Annotated in this window: 15 protein-coding genes and 1 pseudogene; 7 read left to right on the top strand and 9 right to left on the bottom strand. The window is 56.2% G+C overall.

Annotated features, from left to right (window positions below; genetic code table 11):
- Positions 1 to 4: 4 nt before the first annotated feature.
- Positions 5 to 709 (bottom strand): hypothetical protein, encoded by a 705-nt coding sequence (locus P9292_RS33915; protein ID WP_309963532.1) that lies wholly within the window; start codon positions 707 to 709, stop codon positions 5 to 7.
- 151 nt (positions 710 to 860) lie between these two features.
- Here P9292_RS33915 and P9292_RS33910 point away from each other — a divergent pair, with 151 nt between their 5' ends.
- Positions 861 to 1,886 (top strand): IS110 family transposase, encoded by a 1,026-nt coding sequence (locus P9292_RS33910; protein ID WP_309853528.1) that lies wholly within the window; start codon positions 861 to 863, stop codon positions 1,884 to 1,886.
- A gap of 306 nt (positions 1,887 to 2,192) precedes the next feature.
- Here the strand turns inward: P9292_RS33910 and P9292_RS33905 are convergent.
- Together P9292_RS33905 and P9292_RS33900 are read right to left on the bottom strand one after the other, a co-directional pair.
- Positions 2,193 to 2,663: pseudogene (locus P9292_RS33905) on the bottom strand (ATP-binding protein); the annotation flags it as partial.
- Positions 2,662 to 3,420 carry an IS5 family transposase gene (locus P9292_RS33900; RefSeq protein WP_309851706.1) on the bottom strand — a complete coding sequence of 253 codons (759 nt, stop codon included), beginning with the start codon at positions 3,418 to 3,420 and terminating at the stop codon, positions 2,662 to 2,664. The gene P9292_RS33900 and the pseudogene P9292_RS33905, both read right to left, overlap by 2 nt.
- An 877-nt stretch (positions 3,421 to 4,297) precedes the next feature.
- Here P9292_RS33900 and P9292_RS33895 point away from each other — a divergent pair.
- The 5 genes from P9292_RS33895 to P9292_RS33875 all read left to right on the top strand — a co-directional run bounded on the left by P9292_RS33895 (position 4,298) and on the right by P9292_RS33875 (position 8,757).
- Positions 4,298 to 5,368, top strand: coding sequence for a hypothetical protein (locus tag P9292_RS33895; RefSeq protein ID WP_309854404.1), 1,071 nt, complete (start codon positions 4,298 to 4,300; stop codon positions 5,366 to 5,368).
- A 3-nt stretch (positions 5,369 to 5,371) separates the two neighbouring features.
- Positions 5,372 to 6,229, top strand: coding sequence for a DMT family transporter (locus P9292_RS33890; RefSeq protein ID WP_309854407.1), 858 nt, complete (start codon positions 5,372 to 5,374; stop codon positions 6,227 to 6,229).
- Positions 6,226 to 6,684, top strand: a complete 459-nt coding sequence (locus P9292_RS33885) for an NUDIX domain-containing protein (protein ID WP_309854410.1) — start codon at positions 6,226 to 6,228, stop codon at positions 6,682 to 6,684. The genes P9292_RS33890 and P9292_RS33885 overlap by 4 nt, the downstream gene beginning before the upstream one ends.
- Positions 6,677 to 7,786, top strand: a complete 1,110-nt coding sequence (locus P9292_RS33880) for a DegT/DnrJ/EryC1/StrS family aminotransferase (RefSeq protein WP_309854413.1) — start codon at positions 6,677 to 6,679, stop codon at positions 7,784 to 7,786. The genes P9292_RS33885 and P9292_RS33880 overlap by 8 nt, the downstream gene beginning before the upstream one ends.
- A 212-nt stretch (positions 7,787 to 7,998) precedes the next feature.
- A complete protein-coding gene (locus tag P9292_RS33875) occupies positions 7,999 to 8,757 on the top strand; it encodes an IS5 family transposase (RefSeq protein ID WP_309851706.1) in 759 nt (252 codons plus the stop codon).
- On the opposite strand, the gene P9292_RS33870 is transcribed toward P9292_RS33875, so the two are convergent.
- From P9292_RS33870 to P9292_RS33850, 6 genes are read right to left on the bottom strand one after another with little or no spacing between them, the layout of a single operon-like run.
- A complete protein-coding gene (locus P9292_RS33870; RefSeq protein WP_309963530.1) occupies positions 8,703 to 9,128 on the bottom strand; it encodes an ATP-binding protein in 426 nt (141 codons plus the stop codon). The genes P9292_RS33875 and P9292_RS33870 overlap by 55 nt on opposite strands.
- Positions 9,125 to 10,576, bottom strand: a complete 1,452-nt coding sequence (istA, locus tag P9292_RS33865; protein ID WP_409015303.1) for an IS21 family transposase — start codon at positions 10,574 to 10,576, stop codon at positions 9,125 to 9,127. The genes P9292_RS33870 and istA overlap by 4 nt, the downstream gene beginning before the upstream one ends.
- Positions 10,498 to 11,280, bottom strand: coding sequence for a patatin-like phospholipase family protein (locus P9292_RS43345; RefSeq protein WP_409015440.1), 783 nt, complete (start codon positions 11,278 to 11,280; stop codon positions 10,498 to 10,500). Before P9292_RS43345 ends, istA begins: the two co-directional genes overlap by 79 nt.
- Before the next feature lie 2 nt (positions 11,281 to 11,282).
- The gene (locus tag P9292_RS33860; protein WP_309963526.1) at positions 11,283 to 13,337 is read right to left on the bottom strand and encodes a Mov34/MPN/PAD-1 family protein; all 2,055 of its coding nucleotides are present in this window, start codon (positions 13,335 to 13,337) and stop codon (positions 11,283 to 11,285) included.
- A complete protein-coding gene (locus P9292_RS33855) occupies positions 13,309 to 13,599 on the bottom strand; it encodes a hypothetical protein (RefSeq protein WP_309963524.1) in 291 nt (96 codons plus the stop codon). The genes P9292_RS33860 and P9292_RS33855 overlap by 29 nt, the downstream gene beginning before the upstream one ends.
- Positions 13,600 to 14,736 (bottom strand): hypothetical protein, encoded by a 1,137-nt coding sequence (locus tag P9292_RS33850; RefSeq protein ID WP_309963521.1) that lies wholly within the window; start codon positions 14,734 to 14,736, stop codon positions 13,600 to 13,602.
- Between the two features lie 183 nt (positions 14,737 to 14,919).
- Here P9292_RS33850 and P9292_RS33845 point away from each other — a divergent pair, with 183 nt between their 5' ends.
- On the top strand, positions 14,920 to 15,831 hold the full coding sequence (locus P9292_RS33845) for a WYL domain-containing protein (RefSeq protein WP_309963518.1): 912 nt from the start codon (positions 14,920 to 14,922) through the stop codon (positions 15,829 to 15,831).
- Positions 15,832 to 15,869: the final 38 nt, after the last annotated feature.

Raw genomic sequence — 15,869 nt, 5'->3', positions numbered from 1 at the left:
GCGCTCAACTGCGCGACTCCGCGTCGGCGCACGGACGCACTGACGCCTCCATCAATTCGATGTTCCATTTTGCAGTCTCGTAGCCATGAAGCGCGAGTAGATCGAATCCTGCCGTTGGCATTTTCGATAGAGTCGTATCGTACCCAGCGGCTTCCCTTGCCTGCTCTGCCTGCAGCCACTTTCCAGCCAGAAGCGATGCGGCGACCGCCTCTTTCCCGCTGCGAAATCGGCGAATAGACGACTGCGCATCGGCACCGATGCCAAGATAAGCGCCAGAATCAGGTTGCTGCTGAAGGAAGCTGACGAATGCTCTCACACGGAGCGCGCGGCTCTGGTCGAGCGCAATGTCGGCAATCCGCTTGAAGCGGAAAGGGTTGAGCGGATGAGGGATGGTTTGACGGGGAAGAGGCGCACCGCCGTCTGAGACCAGAAGATAGGTTAACTGATCACGCAGCGTGTCGTCCTTCTTGATACATTGTTTTCCGATATCAAACAGGGGCTCGATGCCGAGGTTGTCGTACACTCCACCGTCATACAGGTGCAAGCGGCTAAACGCGAGGTTGTACGCCTCGGGTTCACCGACATCCCAACCTCTAAGTTTTTTCCAGACATAGTCGCCGGATCTGATGGTCAGTGGTCCAATACCTCCGGGAAAGGCTGCCGAGATAGCCATGGCCTTGGCCAGACTGAATCCGTTGGACGGCGTCAAGCAGCACGGCCGGTTTACCGACAAATGGAATGAACGCCCCCACCTACCGGATGAGAGAAGCTGAAGGAGGTGGACCCTCACGGGCCGACGGCATCAAAGTGCCCAAATGGGAAGATCATTGAGATCTTCAAGGCAAACCGGAGGGTCCGAAATGAAGTATACGACGGTCGGTGTGGATATCGCCAAGAACGTCTTCCAGCTTCATTGGGTCGATGCTAGCACAGGAGAGATCGTGAACAGGCAACTGAAACGTGCCGTGTTCCTCGAGCATTTTGCGAATCGCGAGCCCTGTCTGGTCGGCATGGAAGCCTGCGGCGGTGCCCAGCACTGGGCACGACGATTGATCGAGATGGGCCATCAGGTCAAGCTGATGCCGGCGAAGTTCGTCAAGGCGTTCGTGATCGGCAACAAGAATGACCCGGCAGATGCCCGTGCGATCTGGATGGCTACGCAGATGCCCAGCAAGGCTGTCGCGGTCAAGACAGAAGCGCAGCAGGCCGTACTGGCACTGCACCGGTTGCGGCAACAGAAGATCAAGTTTCGAACGGCGCAGATGAACTGTCTGCGCGGGTTGTTGACCGAATACGGCGAGGTAATCGCCAGGAGCCGCGCCGCGCTCGACAAGGCGATTCCCGGAGTGCTGGCGAAGCTGTCCGAGCGTCTGCCGGCGATGCTGATCGAGTCGTTACGCGAACTTTGGAGCGACCTTGACCGGCTTGACAAACAGATCGCTGACATTGAACGGCGTCTGCAGACGTGGATGAAAGAAGATAAGGCATGCAAGGCAATTGCGGCGATCCCGGGCGTTGGCCTGCTGACAGCGACCGCTACCGTTGCGGCCATGGGCGACGCGAAAGCCTTCAAATCCGGGCGGGAGTTTGCCGCCTGGCTCGGTCTGGTTCCCAAGCAGGTCGGTACCGGTGGAAAGGTCCAGTTATTAGGTATTAGCCGGCGTGGCGACACTTATGTACGTACGCTGCTTATCCACGGCGCTCGCAGCGTTCTCTTCCACGCGAAGCACGCTGGAACGTGGGCCGAAAAGATGCAAATGCGACGACCGTCAAACGTGGTAACCGTAGCATTGGCCAACAAGATGGCCCGAACGATCTGGGCAGTTCTCGCGCATGACAGACCATACAGGTCCGATCACGTTAGTGAGCGGGCGGCTTGCATCTGAAAAGGCAAGTCCAATAAGCGAAGATTACAGGATGACGTCGAAAGGTTGCGTTGGCAATCGAGTGTGATGACAAGACAGGTCGGACCGGGATTCGCTAAACCTGAAAGATAGTTTGAGCATTCAGCTCGCGCGACAAATGAGGAGCGAATCAGCGGATTTCATCGGGGCCCGCAGCAGATGACGCTGCAAAAAGGCCGCATATAAAGCTGCAACCTATCCTGTCGAATCAGAGCACAAGAAAACCTGGCGCATCGGGGGCGTTCATATAAACCATCTTGGCCGGTCGACCGGGATGATTGTCGGTAGTTATCCGGTCATGGTTGTCGCTCCTTGTTGTTGATTGTCGCCGGATGATTGTCGGCGCCGGCTGTTCTGTTTGTCGCTGGCGGTGCGTCGACGGTAGCTTTCGACATTCATCTCGAAGATCGTCGAATGATGGACAAGCCGGTCGATTGCAGCGACGGTCATGCCGGGATCAGGAAACACGTCATTCCAGCCCGAGAACGGCTGGTTGGCGGTGATCAGGAGGCTACGGCGCTCGTACCTTTCGGCAATGAGCTCGAACAGCACGCTGGTTTCGGCCTGATCCTTCCGGGCATATGACAGATCGTCCAGGATGATCAGGTCGAAGCGGTCGAGCTTGGCAAGAGCTGAGGGCAATTGCAGGCTCTGACGCGCAGCCTGCAGCTTCTGCACGAGCTCGCTGGTACGCGTGAACAGCACCCGGTAGCCGGCGTCAATCAACGCGTGTCCGATGGCCGAACCTAGGGTCTGTTTACATTCTCACTAGCGGTCCAAAGGCACAGGCAAGCGAAGCAAAGGCGAGATAGTTGCCGGCGAGCTTGTCGTAACGCGTGGCGACGCGACGAAAATGTTTGATACGGCAGAAAAAGCGCTCGACGATATTCCGAGTTCGATACAGCACTCGACTGTAACGGCGCTGGATCTTGCGATTCGAACGCGGCGGGATGACGGCCTTCGCGCCCGTCGCGCAGACGTTCTCGACAAACGTATTCGAGTCATAGCCCTTGTCGGCAATGACTGCTCCGGTACGCAGATGCTCTACCAGGGCATTCGCGTACGCGTGATCAGAGGCTTGCCCTTCGGTGACGATTAATCTCAGTGGACGTCCACCGTGATCGACGGCCACGTGCAATTTGGTCGTCAACCCGCCTCGCGAGCGGCCGATCGCTTGCGGACCGTTTCTTTTTCGAGCGCCTGATGAGTGCTGGTGCGCGCGTACGATGGTCGAATCGATCAACACATGTTTGATCTCGGAATCGTCGGCTACCGCGTGTATCACACTCTCCCACACGCCCTTGCGGCGCCATCTGGAGAAACGCATGTACACCGTATGCCATTTCCCGAACGCCTTGGGCAAGTCGCGCCACGGACAACCCGTGCGGCCGATCCAGAGAACGGCCTCGATAAACCATCGGTTGTCGGCCGCTGTTCGCCCAGGATCGCCTTCCTTGCCCGGCAACACCGACTCGATTCGTGCCCATATCTCGTCACTTAGTAACGTTCGGATCATCTTGCCCCGCTCGTGCAAAAGACAAGACGTAAAACATTTCATCGAATGTATACCGGCCCTAGCTTCTCTGACATTCGAACCTCCGTACAAACAGAAATTAGCAAATTTTCTGCTGTACGTGAAATCGAGGCATGGTAACTGTCAGGTTGCGTTTTAGGGCAGTATAGGTCAGACTAATGCCCCTCAAATCTGAATCACTGCCCCCTTTTTTGGTACGGCTGCGACTCAATCAAGAGAAGCCTATGAAACGTAAATATTCTGCTGCCATCCTCCCATCGAGCGGTCATCAATTCTGGTTCGCGCGACCAAGCGGCCAACGTTTGAACAGTCGGTGCGCTATCAATCATCGGTCTGAGGCCTCAGAAGGGCATGCTCTTCAAAAGTGCCTCGGTTCTGTCCTGTTTACGCGCGACTCTTCTCCTCGACGCTCTGAGCTTAAAGACGCTTTGCTTTCGCGGTGCGCGTCGCACGCAAGCTTTTGCTGATGTTTTGGCCCGATCCCACAGCACTTCGCGCTTCGTCGTCGGGCCTATTACGGTGAAAGTGCGCGATCGACCGTAATTGGGCTTGAAATTCCATTGGATTCTTGCCGCCGGACGCGACCAAGTCATCTCTGGGCAGTAGCAGCGCTGCCCTGGCTGATTCTACTGAGCTTCTTGACGGGCAACATGGACGGAGCGTTGCGCTTGCTGCGGGACGATGAAGCCGCAGTTTGTCGGCTAACGTGATGAGACGGTGGAAAGATTTCTCTAACCCAACAGCGCTATCGCGAGAGAACCTCTTTCACTATCATGTTTAAAAAGTTTGATTTATTTCTATGCGGACAGGTCAAATTCCGATTCATAAAATTCCAGTGTCTTACGCACTTGAACACACCATGTCGCATAGCCTTGAACGGTATGTAGAGCAAAAACTTCCCGCCGACTTACTGGAGCATGTTGCCGCGAATCGCATCCGCCTCGTAGTGGAGAACCAAGGAAGCGATAGATTTTTGCCGAACCAAATTGACTTTAGTTACAGGAAGACCCACAGAGTGGTTAATAGCTTAAGGCCCACTTGGCATACTCATGTTGATGATGATCAACATGAGTCCGTCATCCTTCGCATTCCATCCGGCTATGATTATATTCGTCATTTCTCATCACTGGTACTGCATTACCTTAAAGCCCGAATATCAAGTCCGCAGGATCTGATTACGATTAGATATGATATTCTCAACGATCGTCGTTATCCGGCCATGACTGGTCTAAATAAACTCGATATCGCGCGGGGTAGCCAAATTGTCATCGGTTGCTGTGATTTGTTAATTGCCGATATGCATGACAAGATCATTTCGTTTGAAGAAAACGATTTTTACATGTGCTGGAAAGCGAAGAATAATGTGGTTTTCCTCGGCTGTAAGTTCAGTTTCTGGGGCCGACTTTCTGGGAGCATCGCGCGTTCTATTTGCGAGAATTTTCGACCTGCTGAAATCATTTACTTCGGTAAACTGGGCGCACTTACAGTGCCTTCCGATATCTACGATAAAATTTTCACACCGTCGCAGTTCCACACGTACAGTTGTTTGACAAGGCTCGGCCCCTCCATCACGTTAAAAAACAGCATGGCACAGTTTAATGACAACGGTTTGATTGGTGTCCACGCGTCAGTTCCTACGATCATAGAAGAAACATTTCAACAGCGTCAGCATTTGGCGCAGTGCGGTGTAGAGTCAATTGACAACGAAATCGCCTTTATTGCCCGCGAGATCCATCGCTACAACGTTCGGACGTGCTCGCAGGTTACCTATTCCCCGATTCACTACGCCACCGATTACCTGAGAAGCCGTAGCGACTGGTCGCTACATGTACACCACGATCTTGCACGAGGGCGTTCCCCCTCATCCCTGCACAAGAAAAAAATCATCATCAGCAAAATTACACGTATCATGAAAAACTACTTGTGGTGATTCATGTATTGTCAGCTTATTTCCGTCCTTCTGAATGCACTCTCTGTGCTGTTGGCTAAGCTCGCCCTTAACCAGGTCAGTGAAAACGCGTTTCTCGCGATCTACGCCCTGACATTTATTTCTCTCGCGTTAATGTATGCTCGCGTAAGCGAATTGGCCCAATATCTCTGCTCCCGGAATGGTTTGGCTTCGGCTCTATTCAATTCGCTCGGTACTTGGTGTTTCTATAAAGGGCTGGAAAAATTGACGCCAGGAACGCACTCCTTTGTTGCGCGCAGCTACATCATTTTCGGCACGCTTATATCAGTGCTATGGTTCCGCGAAAAACTGACAACGACAAAGCTTTTCGTGTTGCTGGCTTGCATCACAGGGGTAGTACTTTCGTCGCTGCCTGCCGCCGCAGGGAGCGTCACCTTCGAGGCGGTGATGCTTACGCTGCTTTCTTCACTACTTTTTGCACTTAATTACGCCGTTTTGAAAAAGAAACCGACAGATATCCATCCCTGTGTACCTCTGGGAACCAACGGTTTTTGTCTTCTGATACTGCTTGGTTGCTTATCCGTTAGTCAAAAGGGATGGCCCTTCAGCGAGATTGCGATTCATGGGATAATTTACATCGTATTGAGTGCCGCATTTATATTCTACTCAATGTTTGCCTACATCAAATCAGCAGGAACCATTGATTTTCATGTTGCTACCGCGCTACGTGCGCTGTCGCCCGTGGTCGTAACGCTGATATCGCTGCCCTTCTTCGGCTATTCAGGGAGTCCGATTCAGATGAATGGTGAGGTACTAATCGTCGTTTCAATTGTTGCTATGGGAATTACACAAAAAATGAACACGGGAAGGTCAGTTAAATGACTATCGAACGCGAACGCCCCTATCTGGCGATTTACTGCATCGTCCGCAATGGCAATCATGTGCTTATGCTCCGGCGGGCAAACACCGGCTATGCTGATGGAAAATGGTCGTTCCCAGCCGGGCACGTTGATGAAAAAGAATCTTTAACCACGGCAGCCAGTCGCGAGTTAAAAGAAGAGACTGGTCTGTCCGTCTTGGAAACGGACTGGATATTTCATTCTATGATGCACCGAAGAACCGCAGATCGTCGGGTCATCGACGTGTTTATGGAAGCGACCAACTGGCAGGGGCAACCCGTCAATACCGAACCACATAAATGCAGTGCAATAAGATTCATGTCTCCGATGGGCCCTGATATTGACCTAATGGATTATATCGTTCCCGTGTTTCTTTCTTTGGCAGGTGATGGAACAGAGCCCTACCTTGAGTGGGGATGGAGCACTCATAATGATTAAGTCGACTGGCCCTCAACTCATCACTGACCAGACAGCAGAGGCATACAGGAGCAGTCTGCTGACATACCGCGACTATTCTGGCACTTCCACTGTGGTGCGTGAATACGAGAAAATGCTGGAAACGTATTTCCAGGTCAATCACGTTATCGCCGTCTCGTCAGGGACTGCGGCGATTCATGCCGGATTGGTAGCTATGGGCATCGGTAAAGGTTGTCGTGTCGCCGTACCAGCGATATGTGCCGTGATGACAGTAGTGCCGGTCGTTCAGCTAGGTGCTATACCCGTTGTTATTGATTCCGATGGCGATAGCTTTTGTATGGATCCGAAGCAACTGGAACGCGAGATGGAAAAGGGTCTGAAAGTGGTCATCGCCTGTGGAATGTGGGGAAATCCCGGTACGTCAAAAGCAATGCTGTCACTTTCTGAAAGGTTTAACGTTCCGATTTTGGAAGATGCCGCACAGTCTCTGGGCGCGTCAACGCCCTGTGGACGGGAAGGATTAAAAGGTCGAATTGGTTGCTTTAGCACTCACGAGTACAAGCTGCTATCAACGGGCGAAGGTGGTTTTATTACAACCAACGATGCTGATATCGCCGAACGCCTGCGGGCATTTATTAGACTCGGTTTTGACGGTAAGGCGTACGGTAATCAGTTTGGTGTGAATTACAAACTGTCTGGATTCCAGGCTATTGCGGGGATGAACGCCATCCGTAACCTTGCCAGCTATCTATCACGGCGCCAGGAGTTATGCGTGGCGTGGGAAGAACATCTATCTGGTGTAAAACATCTCGCACCGATTCAGGTCGCTGATAGCGGTACGAGTGCCCCTTATGCCTGCATCATGCTTTTTGATGACGATACGGATGGGGTGCGGTTTGCGGAGGAACTCGCTGCTAGAGAATTCCTGACTGATCCATACCGATATGAACTGAAACCAATTACGTGTTATCCGGTTTTCTCGGATTATCACCCCGGGAATGGACGGTTACCTAACGCAATATCCTTCCTTCACCGGCTATTGGTTTTACCAGTACATGACAATATCAGCTTGCAGGATATAACCAATGGCGCCCGGATAATAAAGAAAATACGAAGCATATAAGCCATCACAGGTAAATGCCGCTTTGACGCCAGTCCCGATAAGTGGCAACGCCGTAACCAAGCATTCCCACACAAGCATTCCGTGCCGCAGACAATAGGCGCTGTCAAGTTGAAGGCTGGGAATCAACTTGACAAATCCATTAATCGATAATTAGGGTCTGTTTTCATTCGATGAAATGTTTTACGTCTTGTCTTTTGCACGAGCGGGGCAAGATGATCCGAACGTTACTAAGTGACGAGATATGGGCACGAATCGAGTCGGTGTTGCCGGGCAAGGAAGGCGATCCTGGGCGAACAGCGGCCGACAACCGATGGTTTATCGAGGCCGTTCTCTGGATCGGCCGCACGGGTTGTCCGTGGCGCGACTTGCCCAAGGCGTTCGGGAAATGGCATACGGTGTACATGCGTTTCTCCAGATGGCGCCGCAAGGGCGTGTGGGAGAGTGTGATACACGCGGTAGCCGACGATTCCGAGATCAAACATGTGTTGATCGATTCGACCATCGTACGCGCGCACCAGCACTCATCAGGCGCTCGAAAAAGAAACGGTCCGCAAGCGATCGGCCGCTCGCGAGGCGGGTTGACGACCAAATTGCACGTGGCCGTCGATCACGGTGGACGTCCACTGAGATTAATCGTCACCGAAGGGCAAGCCTCTGATCACGCGTACGCGAATGCCCTGGTAGAGCATCTGCGTACCGGAGCAGTCATTGCCGACAAGGGCTATGACTCGAATACGTTTGTCGAGAACGTCTGCGCGACGGGCGCGAAGGCCGTCATCCCGCCGCGTTCGAATCGCAAGATCCAGCGCCGTTACAGTCGAGTGCTGTATCGAACTCGGAATATCGTCGAGCGCTTTTTCTGCCGTATCAAACATTTTCGTCGCGTCGCCACGCGTTACGACAAGCTCGCCGGCAACTATCTCGCCTTTGCTTCGCTTGCCTGTGCCTTTGGACCGCTAGTGAGAATGTAAACAGACCCTAGATGACTTTTGCCGGCTCCGGGCGGGCCGAACAGGAGCGCCGTGGCGCCTTTCTCAAGCCACGAATCGCCGGTCGCGAGCGCCATGACGTGTGCCTTTGAAACCATCGGCACCATGCTGAAGTCGAAGGTCGCAAGCGTCTTGGTCGGGTCCAGATGCGACTCGGCACGGTGTCGTTCGATGCGCCGTTTGGCCCGCTCGGCCAGTTCGTGTTCGAGCAATGCGCCGATCAGCCGCGTGGCCTGCCAGCCTTCCTTGTCGGAGCGCTCCGCAAACTCGGGCCACAGGCGGGCGATGGTCGGCAGGCGCAGTTCATTTAGCATCAAGGCAAGACGGCCGGCATCGTAAGCGGGCGTGCTCATGCGACCTCCTTACCGAGCAGGTCGTCATAGCTGCTTGCGGGTGGCATCTCGACATTGACGACTGGGCAATCGGCGTGACGCGGCGCGAACTCCTCGCGCAGAGCCTTCAGATCAGGCAGCTTGCCGTCAACCAGCAACGCGTTGAGGCGCGCGGCCAGCACGGCCTCGACGCCATCGAGCGCGGCGAGTTCAAGCAATGCAACGATGACTTTGCACGCCTCGCGTTGCGTCAGTCTTGCCTCCAGCTGTTCCCACGTCCGGCGATACGCCTCACGCGGAAACAGCTCGTCTCGAAACGCAAGCCCCTTGAAGGCCTGCGGCTTGCGTTTGAGGCTCTCAATAAAGTGTCGGTAATCCAGCGCGCGGCGGTTGTCGCCGGCACGCGAGCCGCGCGAGGTGCTATGCACCAGCGCGCCCGACAGATAGCAGTCAAGCCTGTCACCATACACGCGCACCTTCAGGCGATGACCGATCAGGCGCGACGGCGCGCTGTACAGAATGCCGCGTACGGTGAAGGTGCTGCAGCGTGTAACGCGCGCTTCTTCCTCGACGAAGTCGGTGGTGCGCCTTAACGGCAGATCCATGAGCTGTTCGCGCTCAAGGCGGAACGCTGCTGCGTTGCGCCGGTTGCGACGCATGACGACCTCGCGCAGAAACTCATCGTAGGCCGCACGATCGACGAAGTCCCGGTGACCGCGCAAAATCAACGCCTGGTCGACGGCTTCCTTCAGATAGCGATGCGATGACTCAACGCTACCGTTCTCGTGACCGAGGCCGCGATTGTTGCGTGTCCCGGTCATGCCATAGTGCTCGAGCAGCGCCGCATAGCGCATCGTGAAGTCGTCTTCATCCGCGAGGTTTCTGAACGCCGCCGACAGACTGTCGGTGCGATGCTCGCGCGGACATCCCCCGGCCTGCCACAGTGCATTCTGCAATCCCATGGACAGTGCTTCGAAGCTCTCGCCACCTTCAACGACATTGGCGTATTCCCAGCGCGAGAACGCGAGCACGAAGTGGTACAGCCGGTGTTCGAATGGCACGCCAGCGATCGTCACTCGCAGTTCGGCCATGTCGGTAAAGTCGGACAGGCCGCGTGCGGCGGGCTCATGCAACTGCGGGAAGAAGACTTCCTTCGGTGGGCCGGACGTCGCCCGCCAGTGCCGCACGCGGCGCTCGAGTGTGCGGCGTGTGCTGTCCGGATACTCGCCGGGATGATCGTCCTGCAGCTTGCGCAGGATCGTGACCGCCTGAAGTTGCGGCGCGTTCGCGAGCATCGGAACGACTTCAGTATCCCAGACGTCAGCGAAGGGATCGGGACGGGAACGCCAGTAACGACGAGGTTTCTGGGATGGCAGTAAGGCATCTCGTTCTATGCGGCGCGCGCTGCGCACACTGATGCCAGCCTTGGCGGCGGCGATCTCCTGAGAGTGATGTTTGCGTTTGGACATGTAGAGGCGAACCTGTTGGTCGGTAATGCGGGTTCCAGACATGTAGCTGATCGCTTTTTTATTCGATCAGCCATCGTAGAGCCCGGCCGACTCGGCGCCGCCGGTGGGGAGGAGTCTCCGGCGGCTACGCCGCCTGCGACTCCTCCCCACCGGCCAAAACCTTCGCCGCTACACCGGCCAACATGATTGTCGCGGTCCAATCCGTCGACGTTGGCATACCCAAGCTCATAGTCGCCCATCGCCTTGTTCTTGAAGCGGAAGCGCCGACCTGTCTCCCCTGTGGTGCAGTTGATCGACCATACCGGGGACGCCTGCAGTTTCTGCAGGGGCGCATCGACTCCCCACAGGGCCTCTATCGCCTGAGCGAGGACATTCGCCCGAGAGAGAGCAAACCGCCAGTTCATCGGATTAAGCGTAAGCCGCGCGATTGCAGAAAGCTGCAACGACTTTCCGGTCAGCATCGCGCGAACGTGCGGGAACACGTCATTCAGATAGCTCGGGGAATCGGGCCAGCGATAGCCCGAAACCTTGAAGATCAGGCCAGTGAACAGACTACCTCCCGAGACCGACGATATATGTATGACATCCTCCAGTGCAGCCCGCTCTGCGAGATACCGCAATACGCCTGCGTGGAAGGCTGCGGCGCGTACCCCGCCGCCGGACAGTGCAAGCCCTATTCGCCGCGCAGACGAGTCTCCGGTCATGTTCATGTTTCCTCGGCCTGCCGCAACGATATCGAGATGTCGCGCTCGCCTGCGATCACCATTACTGCAGGCACCCAGTCTGCCGCCAGACTCTCGGCGAGATATGAAAGAAGCCCGTTGTCTGTGGTGCTCGGCACGGACGACGCGTGTGCTGGATGGGAGTGCCACTCGCCGACATAGCCAACGATGTTCGCCGTGAGTGCCGCGGCCCGTTCGACAGACTCCGACGTGCTCGCAGCACCCCGGACGAATGCCGTTTCGCTCCCGGTGCTATCTGGGGGTTCAGGAAGAACATCCACGAGATAGACGCTCCTGCGCTTCTGATCAATGGTGCCGAGAACGATGCCACCGGTTTCGCGCGGAAGTAAGCCCGTTCGCAACGCGTGCAATTTCTTTTCGAGCCCCTCATCCCACACGACGGACCAGTTGCCCTGACGGCACGCGTGGGAACGTTCGACAGGCACAATGTCTGCCGTCAGGCCACCGTTTTGTTCATCGAGCGTCCAGATACGGATCTGCGCTGCGGACCCCGATGACAACAGGCGGATCTGGCGGGCCAGTGTGGCACCGTGCAAATGCACTACGTCCTGCGACAGCACGCCGGAAAGGTCCCGACAACCTGCCCCGACGTAATACGAGCCGAGATGGCCGGTGAGATGGTCATCGCCCCATCCGGAGTTTAGTATCGCCCGGTAATACTGCGCCTCAAGCGAGTCTAGGCGAATGCTCCGCTCAGCGTCCTCAAGCAGAGTGACCGAAGCACGCCCTGACGGAGTAAGAAACGCGGATACGGAACGCGGAACGCTTTCGCTGGTCGAGAGGTCCCGCGGTACCTCAAGCGTCGTGGTGGCGTCGACAAGCAGTGCTGCCATACCCAATGCCTGTGCGACTGGCGCATTCATGCTGTCGTTTACCTTCGCTAGCAGCGCGAGCGGTGGACACTCCCTTGGCCGGACCCTCATCGCCACGTCGCGTACCGCATCGACCTTTGCCCAACCGATATGCTCGTCTTCGCCTGCATGCCGGACAAGATTGTGCGCAAAGAGCGTGTCGTCATCGATGTACGTCCAATGTCCCCAACCCTGCCGGCACCAAAGCTCAGCAAGGCAACTGCCCAACGCGCCAACGCCCGCCAGCACGCCTTCGAACTCGCTATCTTCGGCCGACAGGCCAGAGGCCCGCCGGGCGTCCGGTACCGAAAATGCGATCCTGACGTCGACCGGTTCGATGCGCAACGCGCGCCAGCTTTCTACTACATGCGTGGCGGTGCCGTCGTTCCCGCCGGGGTTCACCAGCACGTCGCGGTAAGCGTTCCCATCCTTGCCGTCGATGTAGGCTCCGCAAGCCACGCCCAGTTGCGCGAGAGTCGACCCGCGAACGATAAAGCCGAGGACGTCGACGCGCGTGGGTGCGCTATGGATGTCGGGTGCAACGGGTACCTGGATGACGAGCAGCGTATTGCGGCAGCCCGTGTTGTAAAGGGGAAGGCCGCTGGCCGGAAGCGCTGTTCCCGTCGACCCGATCAGAGGTTCCAGAAACGTCGATCCATATCTGGCCAGTTGGTCATGCAACTCACCGAGCGAGTCGGGATCACGTTCGATGCGTACCGACACCATCGGCGGTACCTTCACAACCAGCGTGTCCAGCCCGAGATCATTGCCCGCTGTCTTTGCTGCGGTCCGTGGTTGGAAGAAGCCGCGCAACACCTTTGAATTGTCACGCCTTGACGTCGCCACCAGACCCAAACATTCGTCCGGTGCAGCGACGTGATGTCGAAAATCAGCTGGCAGAACGATCTGGTATGGCGAGACGAAGTGCAACCGTTCCAGGGGCTCGTCGCTACGATGCAAAGTTTCCCGCGCTGTTTCCCGAAGCCACCACAGAACCCGCTCAAGATGCTTGACAGGCGTCCACGTCAGCTCAACAGCGCTCCACGGTTCGAAGTAAAGGCAAAGGGACGCCGGTTGCCCAAGAGACACGCCGTTCTGATGCCCCGTCGCAGGAAAATCGACGCGCAGGGCGCGCGCCTCATGCGGAGTGTGCCTGGCCGGGTTCATGTAGAAGCGCGAGACGCTCCCGCGGCTTGATGCCGGTTGGATTCCTTGAGGGCACCGTCCCATCACAGCATTCAACCACAATGCCATCGATGATATGGCGAGATCCCTGCGCATCGACCGTCTCGATGCGCAACAGCCCCGTCACTTCGAACGCATGGTGTTTCAGACAGGCTTTGAGCAGGCGCCTGCTGTCTTCATGCTCAAGCCGTGCCCCGTCTAGATCCGGCAGCAATCCTCCGAGCGTATGGAACCCGGTGCCCACTCAGCCCGCCCGCGGTGCCGGTTTGGACGTGACAATCGCCGCCGCGCTGGCGGCCGCGCGCGTGACCGATAGACCCGCATTGTCGATTGTGAACTCGATCGGCTCCGGCTTGCTGGCGTTAGGCTCCTCCATGGTCACCATGAATTTCGCGCCATCAACCTTCTTGAGATAACGCTCGTAACACTTTCTGGCCTGAAGGTGCGGTGGTTGCGTCTGTTCCCTCGCGTCGCGGGTATCTGGGATCGGACAGCTTGAGCTGACGATGTACCCGCCAGCCTTCCCTGATAGAAGAATCGTTTCTACGAGGGGATTCGGCGTCGTTTCGAATTCTCCCTTTTCGTCGCTGAGCGCCAGATAGCTGCAGTGATGCGGGATGTTGTAGAGATCCCACGCGAGCCGGTCCATGTTGTTGTGCGCCTGCGTCGCCTCGACGATCTCCTCGAGCACGCACCAGTCCGAATCGCCGACCGCGAGGTAGTCGTAATCCTCGCCGTTCTTCCGGAACCGGACGTTGAAGATCAGCGACGCGCCATTGCGGAGGTCGTCGCCCTCGTCGACATGCTTAATGAAGGGCGAGTGGCAAAAAAACTCCACGCCGTCGGTGGCAAGCGAGAACTCCGGCGCGAGCTGCCCTGCGTCGGTAATCAGATGTCGGCGCTCGTCGAGCGACAGTCCATTTTCCTCAAGCCAGCCCTTGAGCTTTTCCGGCTTCGAGAAAACGCGGATCCCTTTTCCTTCCCTCAGGCGATGCCGGGCCTCCTGACGCCAGAGAACATATTCCTGCGATTGCTGGTCGTTCGTTCCCGTTTGCAGAACCATGCACGCAGGCACCCACAAGGTCTCGATCTTGATCCGACCGTTGCCCTGATATTTCTCCGCGTGCCGAAGTTCGAAGAACTCCGTGCTATTTTCGATGTGATCGTTGTCTCCATGGGTAAAGGCGACGACGTCGAACGAGTCGCGACCAGCGTCGTCGAGCTCCTTTGTCAACCGTGCCTTCAGGTTGATCTCGGGCCCTTCCCCAAGTTCGGTCTTCTTCCGTTGGCGATAGTCCATGAGAATCCGCTTGCCGTTCTCGAGGACGATCTGGCAAGTATCGCCGTTGCCTACGGGATAAAACAGAATGCGCTGCGCCATTCGTAATCTCTCAATTGGTCTCACAACAACGCCCTCGGTCTCAGAATCCGACCGTCCCGTTCGCGGCAGCATGTCAAACACGGCACGATCCGTGACGTCTGACGAGCCCCATCCATGAACGCATAGTTATTATACGCATAATTTTTGTTCGTCTAATTTTTATTCTTATGGTATGGTCTCACCATGACTGACCAAGCCAACCCCGCTTCTCCCAATGAGCCCCAACCGAAGGTCAGCACCCGATGGGGGCAAGATCGTCGACTGGCGTTCATCGACTACCGGCTCCAGTGGGACGGGCGGATCAACCGAAGCAACCTGACGGATTTCTTCAACATTTCAATCCCTCAGGCGTCCCTTGATCTGGCACGCTACATGGACATGGCGCCCGGCAATCTCGTCTATGACCGAAGTTCGAGGACATACCTCGTAACGCCAGAGTTTCGGCCCTTGGTTACATCGACGCATTCCCAGCGATATCTTGACGACTTGGGCGCGCTAGCTGCCGGGCGTCTTGAACCGGAATCTGCCTTTGTTGGTTGGCGGCCACCTACAGCAAGCGTGCCGCTGGTCGGCCGTGTGGTTCCCGCTACGATTCTTGCAAGCCTGATTTCAGCGATGCGTGACGTGTCAGGCATTCGAGTGCTGTATCAATCCATGTCCTCGCCTGAGCCGACATCGCGGGTAATCACCCCTCACGCGCTGGCTCACGACGGATTTCGCTGGCATGTCCGGGCGTACTGTCATTCCCGTTCGAGGTTCCTTGATTTCGTGCTCGGACGGATATTGGCCATTCAGGATCATGAAAAAGCGGGCCCCACCGTCAGCGATGACCACGAATGGAACACGATTCTGGGGCTTGTTCTTGCAGCCAATCCCGCACTTCCGGATGCCCAGCAACGAGCCATCGAGCTGGACTACGGAATGGTAGATGGCGAAATCAGGCTTGAATGTCGGCAGGCCCTTCTTTTCTACACGATCAAGCGATATGGGCTGCAGCATTGGGGCACCGAACCGGCACCCTTAAGCCAGCACGTGGTTCTCAAAAATAATCAGGAAATATTGCCGTTAGTGGCATCGGCAGCGGTCCAGCGTTGACCATATGCTCTGCGGAGCAAGAAACGGCCAGACATCGT

It is taken from the genome of Caballeronia sp. LZ001 (assembly GCF_031450875.1).
GTDB lineage: Bacteria > Pseudomonadota > Gammaproteobacteria > Burkholderiales > Burkholderiaceae > Caballeronia.
The sequence above is the reverse complement of the archived record's forward strand: the minus strand, read 5'-3'. Positions and strand labels throughout refer to the sequence as shown.

Bases quoted from the DNA above. Each gene is read 5' to 3' on its own strand.
- P9292_RS33870 (WP_309963530.1), bottom strand. From the start codon at position 9,128: ATGAGCACGCCCGCTTACGATGCCGGCCGTCTTGCCTTGATGCTAAAT.
- P9292_RS33880 (WP_309854413.1), top strand. From the start codon at position 6,677: ATGATTAAGTCGACTGGCCCTCAACTCATCACTGACCAGACAGCAGAG.
- P9292_RS33890 (WP_309854407.1), top strand. From the start codon at position 5,372: ATGTATTGTCAGCTTATTTCCGTCCTTCTGAATGCACTCTCTGTGCTG.
- P9292_RS43345 (WP_409015440.1), bottom strand. From the start codon at position 11,280: ATGACCGGAGACTCGTCTGCGCGGCGAATAGGGCTTGCACTGTCCGGC.
- P9292_RS33845 (WP_309963518.1), top strand. From the start codon at position 14,920: ATGACTGACCAAGCCAACCCCGCTTCTCCCAATGAGCCCCAACCGAAG.
- P9292_RS33850 (WP_309963521.1), bottom strand. From the start codon at position 14,736: ATGGCGCAGCGCATTCTGTTTTATCCCGTAGGCAACGGCGATACTTGC.
- istA (WP_409015303.1), bottom strand. From the start codon at position 10,576: ATGTCCAAACGCAAACATCACTCTCAGGAGATCGCCGCCGCCAAGGCT.
- P9292_RS33910 (WP_309853528.1), top strand. From the start codon at position 861: ATGAAGTATACGACGGTCGGTGTGGATATCGCCAAGAACGTCTTCCAG.
- P9292_RS33895 (WP_309854404.1), top strand. From the start codon at position 4,298: ATGTCGCATAGCCTTGAACGGTATGTAGAGCAAAAACTTCCCGCCGAC.
- P9292_RS33875 (WP_309851706.1), top strand. From the start codon at position 7,999: ATGATCCGAACGTTACTAAGTGACGAGATATGGGCACGAATCGAGTCG.
- P9292_RS33860 (WP_309963526.1), bottom strand. From the start codon at position 13,337: ATGAACCCGGCCAGGCACACTCCGCATGAGGCGCGCGCCCTGCGCGTC.
- P9292_RS33900 (WP_309851706.1), bottom strand. From the start codon at position 3,420: ATGATCCGAACGTTACTAAGTGACGAGATATGGGCACGAATCGAGTCG.
- P9292_RS33885 (WP_309854410.1), top strand. From the start codon at position 6,226: ATGACTATCGAACGCGAACGCCCCTATCTGGCGATTTACTGCATCGTC.